The following is a 20,953-nucleotide window of genomic DNA, read 5'->3' on the forward strand; positions in this document are numbered from 1 at the left end:
AAATTCAATGGTTCAGGGTGAACTCGGAACTGTTGATCAACGCCCACAGCAAATCGGCCAATCCGCTGCGACGCTGGGAGGCGGTCGCGCCAGCAGGTAAGAACTCGGCAACCAACTTCATCTCATCGGGCCGCGCCGGTCGCGACAGCGTCGCCATGAACAGCACGTCGATCCGCTGGGCGTCGGTGAAGAACGGCGCGTCGAGCGACTCAATCAAACCGCTGCTTCCCTCGCCGGTCGCTTGGGCGATCAGCGAGCCGTTCATCAACATCAACGCTTGTGGGATGCCGGCCAGATACTCCGAGCGGCTGGTCGATGGCGAGGCGAATTGTTGCAGGAACTGTTCCCGCTCGCTGTTCCCGAACCGCGTCAACACGTACTGCGAAGTCGATGCGTTTTGTGGATCGAGCAGCGTGGCGACGGCGATGCAGTCGTACAACTGTTCGGCGGTCAATGTTTTGACGTTCATCTGAGCGAACATTTCAAGTCGCTTTGCGGTATCGGCGACCGATTCGCCCGCACGGTCTGAACTGCTGGACAATTGGTAGGCTTTCGATAGAGCGATCGTGCGAATCAGCGTCTTCAGATCGAATTCGCTTTCGATGAATTGGCTGGCCAGCGTATCGAGCAACTCGGGCGAAACCGGATGATTGTTATCGCCAAAGTCGTCCACCGGATCCACGATTCCGCGTCCGAACATGTGGCTCCAAACACGATTGACCGTCGCTCGCGCAAAGTACGGGTTGTCCGGTCCGGTCAACCAATTCGCCAATCGCTGACGTCGCGGGGAAAGGTCATCCGCCGCGGATGCATCGTCTTGTTGCTCCGCCGCCGATTGGCCCAAGAACCGAGGCTGGATCACCACTTCGGTATCCGGCAACATCACTTCGCCGCGGTCAACGTCCTGGACACGCATGAGGGTTGAAACGCTTTCCAGGTCTCCCTTGGGTCGTGAAATCTGAGCAAAGAACGCCGCGTAGCTCCAGAAGTCCTTTTGGGTCCACGGTTCAAAGGGATGATCGTGGCATTGGGCACACTCGAGCCGCATGCCGAGGAAGACCCGCGAAGTCCGCGCCGCCAATTGGTCCGCATTCAACTTCAACGCACTGTAAAACAACAGCGGGCCGGATCGCGAAAGGCGTCCTTCGGCCAGCAACAACTTGCGGACGATCTGGTCATACGGCTCGTCGGCGGCAAACTGCTCGGACAACCATTTCTCGAACGCCTCACGCCCCCCCAAGGCGTCCAGGTCGACTCCTTCAGGAATCAAAAACGATCGCCAAACCGCCGCCATCTGCGACGCATGATCGGGGCTGTCGAGCAAGCGTTCGATCAGACGCTGGTAACGATCGTCCGAGGTGTTGTTTAAGTACTCACGCACTTCGGTGACCGTCGGAGTGCGACCCGCCAGATCCAGATAAGCACGACGCAGCAATTGCAGATCGCTCGCCTGGGGAACCGGTTCGATCTGTTCATCCTTCCATAACTCCGTCAAGATCCGGTCGACTTCTTGTTGGACTTCCACATCGCTGCGATCGATCACCGTGACCGGTTTCCACTTGGTCGTGGCCCCGATCGGCAATGATGCGGTCAAGGTTTGTCGTGCATCGTCGTTCGTTTTTTCATTGGAGTGAACCGTGTCGGTCATCGCGACATCGCCGGTCGACTTCGGCTCGACGCGGGCTGGCGAATCGTCGAGCAAATCATTGGCATCGTCCAAACCCGATTTCTCTCGAGCGGCCAAGGCGATCGCGGCATCACTGGCAAGGAGTCGACTGCGCAATTGTTCGGTCGACTCTTGCGAATAGCTTAGCGATCGACGATCCAACTGGCTCGATGATTCCCGCATCGCTTGGGTTGCCGACGCGATCGATAGCGGCAAGTTGGTTTCTGGATCAAGTTGTAACGACAGATCGAATCGTTCATCGACGGTGGTCGCCAACCGCACTTGCAATTCGACGGCTGAATCCGAATCCTCGCCTTCACGACCCGTTTGTTGTTCGACGACACGCACACCACGAAACCGTTCCAGGGATTTGGCCGATAGCGGCTCGCCCAACAGGAACACAGCCAACAATGCCTCACGCGAAGAACTTGAGCCATGGGCGACGTGCAGCGATTCTTTTAGGGGCGGTTGGTTTGGATCGAAGTACGTCAGCGCGATGCCTCGCCCCAGATCGATCCATTGGGTTTGTTCGGCGGTTTGCTCGCATGCGACTCCGTTCTCCAAATCGAGCCAACGGCTGACTTGATCGTTACTGATCTGAACCATTCCACAGCGCTGCATGGCCGCGACCACGGCCGCCCAAGCGACTTGCCCCGAACTACCAACGAGGACGAAAGCGCAGATCAAGCTTGCAGCAATCGCTCCGGCAAACCACATCGATCGTTTGGCAGAGGAGTAGGATCGAATTCGTGTTTTGGACTCGCCACGATTGGACGACGCGAGTTGAGGCGAGTGGCCCCACTGCTCCGTGAATCCTGCATCGAGCCGTTTGGTCAACGAGCGTGGCACAGGCGGAGCATCGTACGCGTCGGCTAACATTGACGCGATCGCCTGATCCTCTGCAGCATCGGCTTGACAGCCTGATGGCATTTCGAAGTCGTCAGGCGGGAGATGGGATGTCAATTTCGATGTCATGATTCGACCTGCGCTACCTCGGCTCAATGATCTTGAGCCAAACGAAGCTTGAACAAGATGGACGTTTCTTCACGGGACGCGTTCTCCGGCGACGCCGTCGAACGACCGTGACTTTGATGGGGAGGTTCGGTGTCGACCGAACCGGCGGCTCGTTGATTGGCCTGCAAGTTTGCCTGTGCGTTGGCCGATTCTGCCGTCGGTGGCGATGTGTGTTCGGACTGCAAATGACGACGAAGGTCGCGACGGGCACGAAACAGAACCGCCTCCGCACCCTTTTCGGTGGTTCCGAGTCGCTCGGCGATCTTCGCCACGCTTAATGAGTCGACGTACTTCCATTCCAATGCGAGTCGGTAATGTTCAGGCAACCTCTCCATCGCATCACGAACTTGTTGGCGGTCAAGTGCTTCGTCGTACTCGATGGCTGGGTCGGGTTGTCCACAACCTGTGTTTTGTTCGGCTCGTTCGATCAGATGTTGCACACGTGCGACAGCGCGGAAGTGATCTTGGATTCGCCGCAGCGCCACGGTGCGAAGCCAAGCGGATGGGTTGTTAATGGTGATCGCGTCTTCGGAACTGGCTGCCGATACCAGCGCTAGAACCGTTTCGGCGACGATGTCTTCGGTTAAATGCGGGTCGCGATCGACGCGGAAGTAGACGTATCGCCAAATCGATGGCACCAAGCAATCGTTGAGATGCCTCGCAGCGACGGGGTCCCTGGCTCGTAATGCGTCAATCAATTCGGCGTTATTCAAACCCAGCCTCGCCAATCGCCACCTTTGTTTTTCTGCCGCTGTTGCGACGTTCACGATGATGGTCGCACGCCGCAGCAGAATCACGCGACGTTTTCTACAAAAAGACAAAAATAGTCGTGCATGATAGCGAACTTGTATCTCGATTGCTGTTCAGGCGGTTCATTTCATGAATCGCCCGTTTGAGACAAAAACCAAGCTTTCATAAAAAGTGATGCGTGATTGAGTCCTCTCGAGCGACTTCCACTAAGATACGTTCCAGCGCGATCATTCCCGAAGGTTTTGAACCCGTCCCGCTTGTCGCCATTGACAAAAAGCAGATAAGCCAATCCCTATGTGGCAATTACTCGACCTACAACCAGAGACGACGGCCGAATGATGGCGATTCGATTTTTATCGATCGGACTGTTGGCGATAACGGTGCTTTTCAGCGGAGCGACGTCGGTTTGCGGGACCGAACCGACTAGCGGTTTGGTCGAGCTGCCGACCGCGAGCGATCATGCGGCGATGAACGCGATTTTCGGCGACTCGGTGCTGGCACAAAATTCGAGGCAGATCATCGTTCAAGCTCGCAACCAAACTCCCGAGGAGCGTTATTCTTTTTTGAGTCGCTGGGTGCTGCCCGGCCGTGGACACGATTTTCGCATCGACGGCACGATCGATCGATCGCTGTCAGATCATGACGACATGGCTGACCCGTTCGCGAGTTTGGTCGATTATCCGGAATCAACTTGGTTGCTCTGTCCGGCGCGGGAGTTGGTGCAGTTGGCGGACCAAATGGGACGACTCGGCGAGTTGCGAGTACAGGTGTCGGGCTTGTCCGCGATTTCCCAAAATGGATCGCTCGGCCGTTCGACGCTGTTGACCTTGATCGATATCGCTGAGCTTCAGCGAGATCGTGTTGCCGAACAACTTGCCGAGCGGTTTACACCAGTACGTGATGAACATGATCCCCATGCCGTACCGCAGTGGTGGTCGGACCTGATCGTGTTGTGGTCGGCGATGGAGAATCCCGCAACGGGCGATCTCGTGATCGAAGACTTCTTCGGGGCCTTCAACATCAACGCCCATAAGACGGATCCTCGCCTCGACGTGATTTCCGATTACCTTGGTTTGTTGTTTCGGATTCGTTCCCATTCCCCGCAACTGAATCATTCGCGGCATGCTGCGGGCACCGCTGCGTTTGACACGTTCAGTTCTATCGACGCCAGGACTCATGCACGCGGTAATCCATTGCCGCGTTACTATTTCGACGAACAAGGCGCGGTGAAGTTGTCGGGACATGAGAGCGACTACCTCGCGTTCCGAATTCCACTGCAGGGAAGTTTTGAGACGGTCAGCGAGTTCGCGACGCATACCGGCGCATTCAGCGATTTGATGGTTGCCGGCATCGCGGTGAGACCAACGGAAAATCTGCGGCAAGTATCCGCACGCAGCCTCGCAAACATCAGTCGACAACAATCGATCGATCCGCCCTTCCAACCAACCGGCTCGCTCAGCCGAGTACGCGCGATCTCCAATGATGCCGGAACGACGCATTCCTTCAACGGTCGCGAGTGCTATCTCGATTCACATGCCAGGTCATCGGCGCCTTGGGTCGCGGTGCGAAGTTGGCGGCGAGCCCAATCGAAGATCTCGGAGTTGATGATCGCCGGCTCGCCCACCATTCCCAACGAGATCAATTTGATTGAGGACGCATCGCTGCGCGGATGGGCTAGCTACTACGATTCGGAATCCAACGAAGGACATGGTTCTTGGAAAGCAAGAACCGATGACAGCGGGCAATGGATGCTGACTAGCGAAAGGACTTTTGAACCACGCGGCTGTTTCGCTGAGAACCTGCTTTACTATGTCCGGCCGCTGGTATGGGATGCGACGGTCTCGTACGAGTTTGAATACCGTGAAGGAACGGCGGCGGTGCATCCTTGTATTGGTCGATCCGTGTTTCTGATTCGGTCCGACGGTGTGGCACTGCATCGATTGACCGACGGTCGTTTCGAGTCATCTGATCTGCGAAGTGACAACGCCGAACCGTTATCTCCGCCGAGCCCTGAGCAGGTTGTCCGAACGGTGTTGAAAGAGGGATGGAACCAAGCCGAACTGCGCATCACGTCAGATCGAGTGGAACTTTGGTTGAACGATCAACCGGTCGCCGAACAAACCACCGAGCCGGGCGAATCGCGAACGTTCGGGCTATTTCACTATCAAGATCAAACCCGTGCCAGCGTTCGCAATGTGCGTTTGGCCGGGGAGTGGCCGCGAGAGTTGCCATCACTCGAGGCGCAACCATTGGCGTCCCAACAGGTCGCGGCATTGGATGCGGCAGCTGAAAACTTGGACGCAACGTGGACGCATGATTTCCAGCATGGCGCTCCGCAAAATCTCTTCATCTATGACGGAGATGCGAGTCGACTGACGCAGCAACCCGAAGGGGTCCGGATCGAGAGACTTGGTAATGCATCCACCTTACATCTTAACTTTGCCGGACAGATCGAAGGTGATTTTGACATCGTGTTGGCATTCAAAGATCTGAAGATCGGCGATCAGGAGCCGACGTGGCATTGTGGGGTTGGTCTCGCCGTGACGGTCGATAATTCCGAGCACGATCGGATCGACATCGTTCGTCGCCGTGATCGACTCAATCGCCATCATCACATCGTGTTGGCTCGTAATCGCGTCAACCGATTTGGCGGCGTGGATTGGGTGAAAGATACGACGCGGATCGATGAGTCGGTCTCCGGTCGATTGCGGCTGATACGCCAGGGGAACAGCGTTCACGGTTTGTACGCGGATGGCGACTCGGACGTTTTTCGCTATCTCGATCATGCTACCATCGAAGGAGGGACAATCGCGCCGGGTGGTTTGCGGTTGCATACGGTCGCCGGTAAAGACATGACTTGTGAGATGGTTTGGGTACGTCTGGAGATTCGTGCCGATGCGATCAAGGTGGAGCCCGAACCGATGCCGCAGGCTTACCGATTGGAGCCGCTCCCCGACGTTGCTGAATCCGGCCCTTCACCGGTTCCGGCACCTGTTTCAGCTCCGATTCCAGCTTCGACACAAACGAAGTCGCTGCCCGGCCGCTTGTATGATTCTCTCCGCAGCCTGTTTCCCTGATTCTTCAAATATGCGTAGATTACGAAACCCTCTCGTCAATTGTGCCTGGCTAATCACCGCATGGGGATTGTTGGCGACCGATGTCTACGGGCAAGTAGTGGCTCTTACGCAAGATTCATTTCAGGGGCCATCGGATGCAGCGGCGTTGACGGAACTGTTCGCCGAACAGCACGTTCCTGAATCGGGGGCGTTTGTTTGTCAACAAGCATCGGAAGTCTCGCCCGACGAGCGTTTTGAGAGGTTGTATGCTTGGGTGTTTCCTTCGTCTCTTAAGACCCAGTTTCGAATCACGGCGGACTTCATCGCCGCAGATGATCGATCAAATGAAGCCCTTCAACAGGCTCCGACTCCCGTCCAAGATCATGCTCGTCTGGTTTCTCCAGCTCACGAATTGGTTCGCTTGGCAGGTGAATTGAAACGCGTCGATTCGTTGCGAACGATGATCCTGCAATCTCCCATCGGAACGTCGGCGGAAGAACTGGATCGGTTGACGCTGTTGGCTTTGTTGGCCATCGAAGCGGGCGAAGAAGACCGTCTCGAAGAAAGCCTTGAGCAATGGTTCAAACGGATTCAACCCGATCCGGAATTGCTCCATCATTCGGCCGCCGGTTTGGTGTTGCTCGCTCAAGCGGCGATCGACAAAGCTCATCGTTCGACACTGATTCGCGAAATGGTTCGATTTGCAACGCATGCTTATCGAGCCGAGTATGATCGCCCGGCTTGGCTTCGTCTTTTGCTCGCCTACTCCGCTCGATTGGACGCGATGGATCAATCGACAGACATTCGCGTAGGAATCATGCCACCAAATCCCAGTGGTTCAAATAACGATCAGTGGCACTTAGCCAACCTAGAACGAGCTTTCGAACATGGTCGAGCATATCCGAAACCGGTTTGGCAATTGCAGGATGGGACGTATCGCAATCTGTCCAATTACGGAGACATGTTGTTGTTTTTTCAATCGCCGCTGCTCGGTGATTTCTCAGTCGAAGCGACCGCAACGGGTTTCGGATATCGCGAAGCACACTTGGTCGTTGCAGGACACTGGACCGGGCTGGTGTTCGATCACGAGCAGATTATGCTTGGCGACCCTTGCGGCGAATTGAGCCGCCAACCGATCGCACCGCCGCTCAACAATACGGACAAGTACGGCTATATCCGCACCCGCATTGATGTCGAAGATCAGACCGCCGAAACTTGGATGAACGGTCGATCGGTTCACACGAGAACGCTGACGCAAGCTGATTCCCCTTGGCTCGCCGTGCGGTCGAACTACCGGGTACAAGGTGGAGTCGATGATCTGCGAATCACCGGGGAACCGACGATTCCCGCACAGCTCGACTTGATCGGTTCGGATCAGCTGTTGGGATGGTACGACTACTATCAACCGCCGGGGAGCACGTCGGATCGCTTGGGCAACTGGATGGTGTCGATGGAACCGGGCGAAGCGGGCATTGCGGTCAGCCAGATTCATGACCCGCAACTGAAACATGTACCCGCCGGTAGCCATGTCGAACACGTTCTACGATACCTGCGACCGATCTTGGAAGACGGCACGATCGCGTTTGAGTTTTTCTACGTGCCTGGGCGAACGGACGCTCATCCGGTGATTGGCCGCGACGTTTACCAGCTAACGCCGCAGGGCGTCCTGCGACATCGGCTGACCGATGGTCGTTATGACCAGACTGAGTTGCGTCCCGATAACGCGGCTCCCGTCATTCGCGACGAGAATGCTGAATTGCCGCTGCAGCCCGGCCAATGGAACGAAGTCGAAATCTCACTTCAGGAAGGTAGTTTGACGATTGATTTGAATGGTCAGACCGTTTGCGAACAGCCGCTGTCCGGCGATACTCCTGCCCCGCAGTTTGGACTCTTTCACTTCGCCGATCAAACCTCCTTATTAGTTCGCAATGTGTCGTGGTCGGGACAGTGGCCCATTCGACTGCCTGACGTTGCCGAGCAACAGTTGGCCGGTGACCTAGAAGAAAAGCTGGCCTGGACGGCGGAACAACCGGGCCAGTCGTTTCATCATGTTTTCGACGCTACGTCTATTTCCGGTGGGACGGTCTTGTCGGTGGAAGGCAATCCAGCCGAAACGGTCGAAGCGACGGCAGACGGTTTGATCGTCCGCCAAATCAGCGAAGCAGGGTATCGCGGAGCAGCGATCGCGCCGGTGATCGATGTCGGTGGTGATTTCGATGTGGTGGTTTCGTTTGATCAAGCCACCATGCAGTCAGAGCTCGAGAAGATCGCCTCAGTGCGACTCGAAATCAACGCCCAAAGCGATACTCAAGACGTCGCCCAGATTCAATGCGTTAGTGACCGCAGCAACGACCATAACGTCCAATGTTTGCGAATGCTCACAATCAATGGGAAAGAACGCCGGTCCTACTTTGGACGCGAGCCGGCTGAAGGCAGCGGCGGTCGCCTCAAGTTTTCTCGACGCGGCGAGACGATTTACTATCTGGCCGCTGATAATGATTCGAATCGGTTTCGCTTGATCGCACAGGAAACGTTTCCATCAACCGATCTGCAACAACAAGGCATTCGATTGGGCGTTCAGGCTCAAGGACCGGCCGGTGTTGCTTCGGCTCGGTTCACCGAACTGTCCGTCCGTGCAGAGCGTTTGGGCGGCGTTGCGATCACCGATCGAGCAGAATTGTTGGCCCAGTTGAACGAGCAACGCGATAAGTTGCCGATCGGATTTCAATTCGACTTTACAAAACAGTCTGCATCCAATGACGATTTCTTCTTCTGGGGCGGAGGTGCAGCGTGGACGCAGGTCGACGGTGGACTTGAACTCACGTCGGTGGGAGAGGACAACTGGGTCAGCGCCGGCGCGGCGATCAAACGCGGGATTGCTGGTGACTTCGACATCGCATTCGCATTTCAACCGTCCCAGCTTCCCACACCGAAAAAGGGCAAGCAAACACAAGTATTCTTGCAATTGGAATTGACCGACCCTGATCAAACGCAAATCTGTTCAATCCTAACCAAGAATGAAAATGAAAATGTTCACTGTCAGATGCAGGTTCGTTATCGCATCGACGGAGAGTACAGTTACAAGACCTTCAGCAACCAGGTTCTCGAGAACGCCGATCAATTGCGGTTGATCCGCCGTGGCAACGAGTTGTTTGGTATCGCCGGTGCGAGGTCCGATGACGCCGAAGTCTTATTGGGAATGATGGAATTATCCGACCACTCGATTGCCCAACGCGGCATCCGAATGATGTTGCACGCGGGCGGTTCGGGACGCACCGCCAGAATCGAGCTCGAAACGATTCACATCCACGCCCACGAAACGTTGGGACCTTCGCCCGCCACGGCGGTCATTCCCGCTCTTCAACCTTCCGGTATCAGACGGATGCCGACGGCGCCGCAGCCCAAATCATTGCCCGGCCGACTGTTTGACTCCCTTCGCAGCATCTTTAATTGAATCTCATGCAAGTAGTTTCCCATACGATCGTTCGCCTCGCTTGCAAGCTTGCTTGCTTCACGGCATGTTCTTTTCCTGGATTGCTGAAAGGTCAGGAACTTGATTCGCAACCGGCAGCGGTATCGTCGTCGACGGTGTCTTACGCCCAGCAAGTCTTGTCACCGCTTCGCGATCGCAATCTCGAAGCGGCGCTTCAAGCATTTGATCAACGAATCAATCAAACACTGCCGCTGAAGGACTTGATGTACAGTGATCTTCCGTCGGCCGCCGCAGCGGTGCATCGGTCGCTTGCTCAGGAAAGTAGCGGCGAAGTTTATGAGCTGCTCGCTGATTGGACGCTTCCCACCGACGATCGCCAGCGAGTACGAATGCTTTCCACGCCCGTGCCGACAGCCGCGCCGCCCAAAGTGTTTGCGAGATCGATCGGTGAGCGACCACGTGATACGACGTTTGTGGTCGCCTCGGTCGGCCCGGTACCTGGATTCTTTAGCAGCGGTTGGATGTATTTGCAGTCCGCCAATGAGCTGGGACAGTTACCCAACGTTCGTGCCAAGTTGCAGGAGTTGGTCGATCAACGAGTCACTGGGGCCGAGCCGCTGTACGTGATGTCGCAGTTGTTGGGCGCACGCGGTGATTTCGAAGTCGCAAACGCATTTTTGCAACAACAAATCGACGGACTAGGAAACACCGAGTCGAGCCTGACTCCCAACGACCTCGATGTCGTTGCCGTCGCTGCGGCGGCGACCGAACATGCCGAAACACAAGCCGCTGCGGAAACTTTCTTGGCACGGATGGTGGATCGATCGGGGACGGATCAGGCGATCGGCTTACGGCCACTCTTACGTCTCGCTCATGCGGTCGCCGTTCAGGCCTACCGCGGCGAGTCTTCACCGAGCGTGTTGTTTGAAAGCCGTTTGAAGTATTGGGTGCCGGTGACGGTCGGTTCCCCAACGGCGATCCAGCGCGGTCAGCGGTCTGGAGTCTGGCTGACCCATGAAGAGCACGTGTTGCACCTCGCGGGCGGATCAGCGGACATGTTGTTGTTTCGCTACCCGATCACCGGTTCGTTCGATTTTATTTGCGAGACGCAAGAAGGTGGATCGATCGGAACCGACGGCGGGTTGGTCTATGGTGGACTGCAATTCCAAGCCCTGGGCCGTACGAATCAATTGACCGTTTGGAACGCCGATGCTCAGCAATCCTTCACGCGTCCATCTCCGTTTGCACGGACCGGAACCGAACCGGTATTCAACCACGTGTCCATTCGTTCGACCAAAGAAGCGAGCCAGTTCGAATCCAACTTTCACCCTGTTTGGTTTGATGAATCGTCCGTTGCCGCGAGCCCCTGGTTGGGTCTGCGCAGCAGCGGAACGAAACGCCCCGTGTTTCGCAACGTTCGCTTGACCGGTGAACCGCAGATTCCGCAACAAGTTCAATTGATCGCGGGATCGCAACTACGTGGATGGATGTCGAGCTTCTACGACGAATCACAACCATCGTTTGCCGATTCACGCATGGAACCGGTCGGAACCGAATCCAACTCCGACGGCGAAACTTACGATTGGCGACTGGAGGCGGGCCAGATCGTAGGTGCTGTCCGATCGACTCCGGCCGAAGCGGAACGGCCTGGGTTGTTGCAATACCAACGTCCGTTGTTGAAGGGGGAATCGATTACCTATGAATTCTTGCACGACGATGAAAGCTCGATCGTTCATCTTGCTGTCGGACGTTTGGCGTTTCTGTTGGAGTCCGGCGGCGTTCGTTTACGCTGGATCACGACCGGTTCGGCGGAGTGGACTGGTTTGGAGATCGACAACGCGGCGCTCGAACCTCTCTATCGCAAAGGCCCGCGTCCGTTACCGATCAAGCAAGGCGATTGGAATCAGATCCGCGTCGAACACGCGGGCGACAATCTGTTGGTGTCCGTCAACGACGTGCTGGTTTATCAACGACCCGTCGAATCGCAAACCGATACGACGTTTGGACTTTACCGAACCTCGCGCAGCAGCGAGGTTCGAGTCCGCAACGCCGTCATGACCGGTGATTGGCCAGAATCGATCCCACAAGAATTCCTCGATAACCCACTGGTCCAACAGTCAAGTTCGCCGTGAAGAGCAGGTTGCGATTGAATCAACAGCTCGCCAGCGGACTGTTGATTTAGTGGATTAGGCAGTTTTTGTGAGCCGATGGCGGTAGCCACCAGCGCCGAATGGCGGTTCACTTTCCTTAAGGCGGCTACGCCGCAAACATACAAGCCCGACGCGCAAGCGAGTGGAGCTAAACGCGACGCGCAAGCGAGTGGAGTCGCTGGTATTGCGAAGTTTGGAGAGGATTCCCTCGCTCGCGCGTCGGGCTTATATCAATTGCCGCAGAAAAACACCGAATGCGGCGATAACTAATGTAAAGCCAGCCGCTAACGCGGTCGGCTCACTAAATCAGCAGCCTGATAGCCGGTTACGACGAGAGAACGTTCTTATGGAGTCCGATGGGAGACATTTGAATTCGAACGTTGAGATGCGTCTGAACGCTGAGAAACGGTGTGTCGATAATAAGATTCTAAACACAACGTTGCCATCGAGGTGGAATAGATGGTGCCGCCATAACCACCCCACAAAGTCGAATCCGACCAACTGCCATCGGGCCGCTGCGTCGATAGCAATCGCTTTTTCAATGCCGCGTTCCATTGATTCCATGCATCGTCTTGGAGTTGATGCAGCGCGAGGGTCGCGTAATACCAATAATAGTAGTTATCCAAACCCGAGGCGTTCTCGCGATCATTGCCGGGAAGTTCCGCCAACAAAACGGATTCGGTTTCGCGGATCGTCGCGTCCGGAACTTCTTGCCCGATCAATAATCGTGTGGCGAGTGCTTCGGCGGTCATTGTGGCCGTGGGGCCTTCGCCGGGACGGTACGATGCCAAACCACCGGCGGAACCAGACCGAACCGAGTCCAAGAAACGTGCCACGCCGGCTTGCATCGACGTCGGTGGATCGATCGCGCCGGATCGCACGGCGGCGTCGATGAGCATGGCTTGCCAACCCAACTGGCTCAGATCGCCTCGGTCGCCCCGCGTGTATCGCCAGCCACCGGTGCTGGGATGTTGAGTCGAACGCGAGTATGCGATCGCCCGCCGTGTTGCTTCTAATGCAGCCGGATCGCCCGTCATCACGGCCGCCTCGGCGATCGCTAACGCCGCCATCGCATGACAATAGTGAGCCGCATAAACGGACGCATCACCGGCGAGCGATCCGTCGCTTCGTTGTCGACCGAGCAGATAAGCCAAGCCACGATAAACGTTCTCGCGGTAGTCACCGGATTGATGCGTGTTCCCCGCCCCGAGCATGGATAACAACGCCAAACCGGTGATCCCCGTCGCCGCCCGACGCCCGGCCGAACCACGCGTCAATCCTAACGGTGCCCGCTCGCGACCGGCTCCCGTGGCGATCGGATCCCAGGCTCCGTCGGGACGTTGCGTTTGCGAGAGAAACTTGAGCGCCGCCGCGACGGAGGCTTCGGTCGAGGCATCCCCGCCGGTCGAACTCAGGGCGATCTTCTTGGCGTTCCCCAAACGCGATGCAAAGTCTTCGTCGATGATGGGAGACCCGGCGGCGCGGATCACTTCGTCCTCGTCGGATCGATCTTCGGTCTGACGCTTTCCGGCCGGCATCGCGACGCTTGATTCGATGGGACGATCGGGTTCCGACGACGTGGTCGGTTGTGGTGCGTCGGGCGGTGCCAGGGTCTCGCTGATCCAATCCCCCAGAACGTCATCCAGATCGGTTGAGTGATCCGGAGAGGCGTCTCGTTTGATCGACGCCAATGAAGTCACGATTTGGGATTTCGCAGCTTCGATGATCTCAACCGCATCGCTAGCGGGTTCGGGTTCGGCCATGGCGACGACCGGAGTTTGTAATTCCACGATCGGCTCGGCCAACGTCAGCGGCGAAATCGGCGAATCATCCGCCTCATACGAATCGCTAAGCGGTTGTTCGCCCAACATCGAATCACTCGACAAGTCATCGTCCGAATCGGGTGCAAACACAGCCACAGGCATGGGTTCATTTTCAGGTGCAACGGTTGGTTGCGCATCGCCGGCGCCGCCAAAGAACATCGACAACTTAGGAACAAATGCGATCAAGGCGACGTGCAAACCCACCGACAGGATTAAGCAAACGATTGCCGCGCCGCGGCCGGAGCGTTTTTGACGGCGGAACAACCAGATCGTCGTGACGAACAACCCGACGGCCAACAACGCGACGATGCGAACCGCCGTCGGATTGTGCCAAAAATGAGCCGGGTCGGACATGGAGACGTGTCAAAACAAGAATGAAAACAAAAAAAGGTGTCAGACACCTTTTCGCTTGCGTGGGGTTATCTGCGCTTGGTGGCGATGCCCATTTGCTCGACACCGGCGTTGCGGACCATCTGCAAGACTTCGGCGACTTGTGCAAACGAACTTGCGCCGTCGCCTCGGACGGCGACTTTAAGCGCCGGATATGCGTCGTGTTGCGAACGCAAGGTTTGAGTCAATTGATCTGGTGTGACGATCTCGCCGTCAAGGGACAGGGTTCCGGCCGCGTTGATTTCGACGATTCGCTCGTCGGGCAACCGTGCCATCGATCGCATGTCACCGACGCCGGGCACGTTGACTTGCAATCGGCTTTCCGAGTTGTCGAACTTGCTGCCCACCATGAAAAAGATCACCAACAAGAAAACCACGTCGATCATCGGCGTCAAGTTGATCGTTGCCGCTTCGGGATTGGATCGTCTCCGCATCGTTAGGCCGCCCGCCGTTTGCGTGGAGCCTTGGCGGCCCCGTTGTTTTCCAAACCTTCGGCGGAGATGCAATCAATGACGCGTTGGCATAGCTTGTCGATCTCACCAAGATAGCGATCCGACTTGGCGCTGAAATACATGTACGCGAGATAGGCCGGAATCGCGACGCTCAAACCGCCCGCCGTTGTGATCAGCGCTTGGCTGATTCCGGCGGCGAGTAGATCGTTTTGGCCGCCCCCCGCACTTTCGCTCAGATTCTCGAACGCCTGGATCATACCAAGTACCGTACCCAACAATCCGATCAATGGGGTCACGTTGCTGATCGCGTGAAAGACTCGTAGGAACCGTCTTAACGAATCGCCTACTCGGTCACCTGCGTCGATGACCGCTTGTTCGATTTCGAGCATCGGGCGTCCCCAACGTCGTACGGCCGAGTGGAATACTTCGGCGACCGGACAATCAAACTCGTCGCAGATTGAGGTGGCTTCTTCATAGCTCAACTGGCCGTCCTCGACGCATTCGGTAAATCGTCGCACGAACGGTTTGGGGATGACGCGCGACCGTCGCAGCGCGATCATTCGTTCGATCGAAAGCCCCAACACGATTAAAGAGCAGATGGCCAACGGCACCATCAACCAACCGCCTTCGGTGATCTTGGAGATGAACGCGGGCATCTGCCATGAGGAGGATTCCGGTTCGGCGGCGGGCGTTTCTTCAGGCGCAGCGGGAATCGAAAATTGGTTGGCGGTGCCGAGTTGCTGTGTGGCGGTGGCGGGCGCGGCGGCGACCCGAGCGGCCGGCTGGGATGCGCCGTAGTTGTTGGCCGGGTAGTTGCCATTGCCTTGGTTGAAGTTCCCGTTGAATCCGCCGTTGGGATTGAAGTTGTAGTTTTGGGCGGAAACGGTTTCAGCGAACCCGCCGAGCAGCAGCAGCGCGATCGCGATGGGAGCGAACCGATCGCGCGGCGAGCGTCTGTCTTGACGTGTCTTCAGGATCGACTTTGGATTCATCGTCGCATCGTGTTGGATTCAGGATCGGTGGTTGTCATCGCGGCGAGACGACGACGGGCACCGCTTGCGTGGGGAGATTCACCGAAGCGGCTAACCAGAGTGGAATAACACACCGTCGCTTCGCGTGTCCTCCCCAATTGTTCAAATGATTTTCCGGCTTGGACGAGTGCGGCAGCGGTCCATTCGTCGGATCGACCGATCGGTTCGACTTGTCGGTATGCCGCAATCGCCTCGGTGAATTTTTGTTGCATGAAAAACGTCTCGCCGATCATCCATTGCGCGCGACCACGTAGATCGTTGGTCGCCTCGGCTGACCGGACGACTTGTTCCAATAATGCCCGGCCGCGATCGAATCGGAGCTGGCGAATTTCAAGATTTGCCGCTAGTAAATTGGTTAGCGCGTATCGGCCCGAGGCACCTCCTCCGGCTTGATTTTGTGCCGGCGTGTCGGATGACTGTCCGGCGGCACCTCGTGCGGCGGCGATCCGCATGGTGGCTTGAGCAACCGATCCCGCCGCGACCGCGGTTTCGGCAGTACGCAATAGCGTCGGGAAATCATCGGCGCCGCCGTGGTCAACGATGTGCTCCCACAACTGAAGTGATTCTTTTGTTTTGCCCGATTGCAATAGACCTTCGGCGAATAGGCGTTTGACGTGAAGGGACAGACCACGTCGGTCGGCTTCATGGGGCGTTGTCCCCTCGTCAGTCGTCGGATCTGCGGGCAGCGGATCGGACTCTTGAAACAACACGTTCTCTTCCTCGGCCGCCATCGCCAACACCGACCATCGGCCGGTCCGTCCGGCCCAACGGCACGCTGCTTCGCGAACGCCGACGGTGATCAAACGACCGGCTTGTTCCTGCATTTGGGCAAGTTCGGATTGATGGCCCTTGGCGTCTCGGGCGGAGATCCAGCCGATCGCGATCCGTGAGGCGGCGGCGTCATGACCGGCGGCGTGCAAATGTTCGAGGACGTAGGTCGACGCGTCGCCGATTTCGTCGCTGATCGACAACACGAGCGCGTAACCCGTCTCCGCTTCGGAATGGCCTTCCACGGCGGCGGCGAGCAAACCTGTTGCCAAGACGTGGATGTTGTTGCCCACGACGGGCGACTCGATGACAAAACGATGGTTGAGAATCAAGTACTGACGCAGCGACTGATCGAGCGCATCGATCCCGTTTTGCCAGTGGCAACTCGACTTGAGGACTTCGCAAGTGGCTTGGCTGCGAGGGTAGTTACTCAAGATAATCGATTGCGTTTGAGACACGCCCTCGGTATCACCGAGTCGTGTCTGACAACTAAGTTTGAGCAACCACGCGGAACTGGCGTCGGCATGTTCGGGATGATGTTCCAAGAACGCTTCGGTCGCCGCGAGGGCCTCTCGAGTGGACTCGATTTCCCCGACGTCATCGCCAGAGGAACCGGATAACATCACCATCGTCCACGCCAAACCCAATCGTGCGGTGCCCAATGACGCCGGATCAACACCATCGGATCGACTGAGTGTCTCGGCGGCGGACCGGTAGGCGTCTTTGGATTCCGACAATTGTCCGGCATCAAGGTAACCCGAGGCCACTTCTAAGTAAGTTTGGCCCAGTCGCGAGATCATCGGTCCGGCGGGATCTTGGGTGATCGCCAACGTCAACCACCGCTCGGCGTCGGCGTGGCGACCTTGGTTGGTCAATGCGGACGCAGCCGTCGCGAAGATTGCCACCGACTGCGCCGGAGGCAATCCATCGTCTTTGCGAGCCAACAACGATTCACAAAGAGTCGCCGAAAGATGATAAAGGTCGGTGGCGTCTTCTTGGCGATCAAATCGTTCGCACTTCCGCGCCGTCTGAACCAGCGAAGCGAGCGAACGAACATTCACCTCGGTCGACGCCACATCGACCTTCCTCGCAGCGGCGACTTCGGCGTCCAAGTCGATTTCAACTTGGGGCCGCGTCGTCGCCGCATCGATTGACTGAAGATTGTCTTGAGCGATCAGCACCGGCGAAGCCGCTGAGATCACACCCAAAACTACGATCGCGCCAGCCGTCATTCGGTGGAGCATGAACGGATTCTCCGAAAAAGGCTGAGGGATCAAAAATGGAACAAATGAGTGATGCGCGACAATCTTACTTTGGGTAATCGTTGTAGCTGGACTCGCAAGAGTTCAGCAGGCTTGCCGACCGTTACCGAAGTCTTTCGACTCCGGCTACCCTAGTTGCTGTCTGTTCCGGACCACTTGATTCAGGCTGCCGCGCGAGCGGCTTTACTGTAAAACGATCCAATCGCTTCGACGACGCGGACTTGTTCCATCTCGGTCAGCGACGGGAAGATCGGTAGATTCAAGACTTCTTTGCTCGCCCGCTCCGTTTCGGCTAATCCGTTGTGACGGAACGGCGTGTTTGCGAAACATTCCTGCTCGTGCATCGGGACCGGATAGTAAATTTCCGAGCCGATATTGCGTTCGGCGAGGAAGCTGCGCATTTCGTCGCGACGGCCGCCGCCGATCCGCAACGCATATTGGTTCCAAACATGAAACGCATGTTTGTCTCGCTGCGGCAACGTCAGTTCCGCACCGCCGACCAACCCATGGTCTTTTAATAAGCGATCGTATCGATCGGCGATCGCCGCGCGGCTTTCGATCGCGTCGCCCAGATGTCGCAGCTTGACTCTCAAGACCGCAGCTTGGAACGTATCCAAGCGGCTGTTGATTCCGATCACTTGATGATAATAGCGTGGACGCATCCCATGGCCTGCGATCAATCGCAACCGGTCGGCGATCCCGGCGTCGTTGGTCGTCATCATGCCGCCGTCACCCATTCCGCCAAGATTCTTGGTCGGATAAAAGCTGAAGCAACCGATCGTTCCCCAACTGCCGGCGGGGCGGGAATGGTAGGCCGCACCGATCGCTTGGGCGGCGTCTTCGACGACGGGAATGTCGTGTTCACCCGCGATTTGGCAAATCCGGTCGATCTGAGCACATTGCCCGAACAGGTGAACCGGAATGATCGCCTTGGTTTTCTCGGTGATCAACGACGCCACCGACTCGGGGTCGACGTTAAAGGTGCCCGGCAAAATGTCCGCAAAGACCGGAGTCGCGCCCAATCGCGTGATGCAACTGACCGAAGCGAAGAAGGTGAAGCTGGGGACGATCACCTCGTCACCCGCGCCAATTCCCAATGCCATCAGGGCAAGCAACAACGCATCACTTCCCGAGGCGCAACCCACCACGTTAGGAACCTGGCAATATCCGGCCAGTTCGCATTCGAGCTCGGCCACATCGGGGCCGAATAAGAACCTCCCGCTGTCGAGGACTTCGGTCAAGGCGTCGATGAATTCTTCGCGATGAGGGGCGTTATCGCGATTGACGTCCAACAGGGGGACGCCGTTTTGTTTGGCGGACATGATGAATTTCATCCATGAATTTGAGCGAAAGCGACCGGAATTTCATTCCCGGTTTTGGCCCAGATACATCCTGGATCTGGACGGTCACGATTGATATGTATCTGCCCGCGACCGACTAAGTCAAGAGCGAAGAAGGGGGTTCATCGCTCGATTGATCGGCCTTGGGGCAGTTACGGCCCACCCGCTCTCACGGCATCCACTCTGGATCAGACAAACTTTCGATGACTTTCAGTTGACGTTCCGCGTCGCGGATCGGCTGATCGCCGAAGTAATAAGCGTATGCATCGTCATAATGGTAAAGCAAACGAGGCATCGGCGCGAAATCCGGAACGTGCATCGACAGACAGTGCAGCTCACCCTGCAATTGTTTCATTGTCGTCATGTCGACGGTCTTGATCGTGTGACCGGGCAACAACTTTTGATAAGTTGAAACCGCCCGATCAATCATGGTGGGTGATTCATCAGCAAAAACTGGCATCAAGACCAAATCATTAGTGATGATCGCGTTGGTGTACGCACTCCAAGAGGTGTCCTCCCGTGGCGGAATGGCGATCCGATGGACGGTCAACGGCACTTCCTTATCAGATCGGTTGGTCGAGGGAACCTTTACCCGTCGCAATCGTTCGACGTTGCGTTCCAAGATCGCGGCGTTGACCGGATCATGCAGGGGATCGAGCTGAGCGACCAATACATCCGTTGGTGATAGAAACGAGGCGAACATATCCACGTGCCGCGTTTCTTCGAATTGCAGCGGTTCCAAGACAATCAGTTGAGCCAAGTTACACGCTTGGGCGAACGCCTCGATCACGATCGCTTTGGCTTCCCGTTGGGCATCCTGGCCGGGCCAGGAACGTTCAAATTCAATATGGTTGTCTTCAAAAATACGTGTCGTTGTCAGCGCCAATCCGTCACCATTGGACATCAAATTACCGCCCTGCAACGTCCAAGGAACCGGCACGTGCCGCGCTCGGGTTTGTCGTGTCCAAATCGCCGGCAAGCGATCATCTTTCGGACGAACACCCACGTAGTAGAAATCCAACACTTCGGTTTGCCCGAAATCGTTCGGTTGTTCAGCCGTTTGCATGAAGATCGGGCCAAAATCACGTAACCAAATCGTGTCTGTCGGCATCGAACCAAGATAAACATGCGAGAACGCTTCGCCGGTTTCGGCCAGCCACCTGGTCGTTTCCTTCATCTGGATCGAGTCGCCGCACAAGATCACCAACGACAAATGGCCGCGGGTCTTCGATGCGATTTGCTGTAAGATCAAACGGTGGTGCGGCTGCCAATCGCCGACGCTGAGCACCAACGAAGTCGAAGACTCGAACTCCGCCGCTAATCGGGGCCACGGGCTTTTTCGAGACCGAGTCGCGTGAACCCCGCCGTTGTTGTCGATGGTGAAGCTGATCGGTTCCTGGGCGTTAAGGTGCTGCCCATCCCAAACGGACAAAAGCGGACTCAAACCCAACAGCACGAAGGCCCCAAGGCAGTACCCAACCCGGTCCAACAGAATTCGAAATCGCATCGCTAGAACTTAAAACGAAAGAAAGACTCGTCCACGTTCGGTTGCTAAGCGGGCTGTTGATTTAGTTGTATACCGAATACCAACAATTAGCCGATGGGCGTTAGCCCCGGTTAACGGCCGTGTAAACCGCCGCTAACGCGGTACGACTATTTAAATCAACAGCCCGCTAAGCGCCAACCCTGCACTTGACCCTTCAAAGAACGCGCGTTGCTGCCGTGGACGAGACGCTTGGACAGCCCGAGCATTGTACTCATCGACCAAGAAAAGTCGTCAGCCATTCTCCGTGGCGATAGGACTTTTGCCCCGTCGTT

11 protein-coding genes are annotated in these 20,953 nt (G+C 56.6%); 3 read left to right on the forward strand and 8 right to left on the reverse strand.

The genetic code is table 11. From position 1 onward, the window contains the following. Window positions 1-4: 4 nt before the first annotated feature. Both Pla100_RS06765 and Pla100_RS06770 read right to left on the reverse strand, forming a co-directional pair. A complete protein-coding gene (locus Pla100_RS06765) occupies window positions 5-2,641 on the reverse strand; it encodes a DUF1549 and DUF1553 domain-containing protein (protein ID WP_231602788.1) in 2,637 nt (878 codons plus the stop codon). 23 nt (window positions 2,642-2,664) lie between these two features. Further along, the gene (locus tag Pla100_RS06770) at window positions 2,665-3,447 is read right to left on the reverse strand and encodes an RNA polymerase sigma factor (protein WP_231602789.1); all 783 of its coding nucleotides are present in this window, start codon (window positions 3,445-3,447) and stop codon (window positions 2,665-2,667) included. 318 nt (window positions 3,448-3,765) lie between these two features. Here Pla100_RS06770 and Pla100_RS06775 point away from each other — a divergent pair, with 318 nt between their 5' ends. From Pla100_RS06775 to Pla100_RS06785, 3 genes are read left to right on the forward strand one after another with little or no spacing between them, the layout of a single operon-like run. Continuing rightward, the gene (locus Pla100_RS06775; RefSeq protein ID WP_146576919.1) at window positions 3,766-6,507 is read left to right on the forward strand and encodes a DUF1583 domain-containing protein; all 2,742 of its coding nucleotides are present in this window, start codon (window positions 3,766-3,768) and stop codon (window positions 6,505-6,507) included. A gap of 10 nt (window positions 6,508-6,517) precedes the next feature. Next, window positions 6,518-9,940, forward strand: a complete 3,423-nt coding sequence (locus Pla100_RS06780) for a DUF1583 domain-containing protein (RefSeq protein ID WP_197167746.1) — start codon at window positions 6,518-6,520, stop codon at window positions 9,938-9,940. 5 nt (window positions 9,941-9,945) lie between these two features. After that, window positions 9,946-12,051 (forward strand): DUF1583 domain-containing protein, encoded by a 2,106-nt coding sequence (locus tag Pla100_RS06785; protein ID WP_146576921.1) that lies wholly within the window; start codon window positions 9,946-9,948, stop codon window positions 12,049-12,051. Between the two features lie 362 nt (window positions 12,052-12,413). Here the strand turns inward: Pla100_RS06785 and Pla100_RS06790 are convergent, their stop codons facing one another. The 6 genes from Pla100_RS06790 to Pla100_RS06815 all read right to left on the reverse strand — a co-directional run bounded on the left by Pla100_RS06790 (window position 12,414) and on the right by Pla100_RS06815 (window position 20,642). Next, a complete protein-coding gene (locus Pla100_RS06790) occupies window positions 12,414-14,246 on the reverse strand; it encodes a prenyltransferase/squalene oxidase repeat-containing protein (RefSeq protein ID WP_146576922.1) in 1,833 nt (610 codons plus the stop codon). A gap of 65 nt (window positions 14,247-14,311) precedes the next feature. Further along, on the reverse strand, window positions 14,312-14,716 hold the full coding sequence (locus Pla100_RS06795) for an ExbD/TolR family protein (RefSeq protein WP_146576923.1): 405 nt from the start codon (window positions 14,714-14,716) through the stop codon (window positions 14,312-14,314). A gap of 2 nt (window positions 14,717-14,718) precedes the next feature. Continuing rightward, window positions 14,719-15,726, reverse strand: a complete 1,008-nt coding sequence (locus Pla100_RS06800; RefSeq protein ID WP_146576924.1) for a MotA/TolQ/ExbB proton channel family protein — start codon at window positions 15,724-15,726, stop codon at window positions 14,719-14,721. Further along, on the reverse strand, window positions 15,723-17,777 hold the full coding sequence (locus Pla100_RS06805; RefSeq protein ID WP_146576925.1) for a tetratricopeptide repeat protein: 2,055 nt from the start codon (window positions 17,775-17,777) through the stop codon (window positions 15,723-15,725). The genes Pla100_RS06800 and Pla100_RS06805 overlap by 4 nt, the downstream gene beginning before the upstream one ends. Before the next feature lie 179 nt (window positions 17,778-17,956). Then, on the reverse strand, window positions 17,957-19,117 hold the full coding sequence (locus Pla100_RS06810; RefSeq protein ID WP_146576926.1) for a DegT/DnrJ/EryC1/StrS family aminotransferase: 1,161 nt from the start codon (window positions 19,115-19,117) through the stop codon (window positions 17,957-17,959). A 187-nt stretch (window positions 19,118-19,304) separates the two neighbouring features. After that, the gene (locus tag Pla100_RS06815; protein ID WP_146576927.1) at window positions 19,305-20,642 is read right to left on the reverse strand and encodes an agmatine deiminase family protein; all 1,338 of its coding nucleotides are present in this window, start codon (window positions 20,640-20,642) and stop codon (window positions 19,305-19,307) included. Between the last annotated feature and the right edge of the window lie 311 nt (window positions 20,643-20,953).

This window comes from Neorhodopirellula pilleata, assembly GCF_007859915.1.
Lineage (GTDB): Bacteria > Planctomycetota > Planctomycetia > Pirellulales > Pirellulaceae > Rhodopirellula > Rhodopirellula pilleata.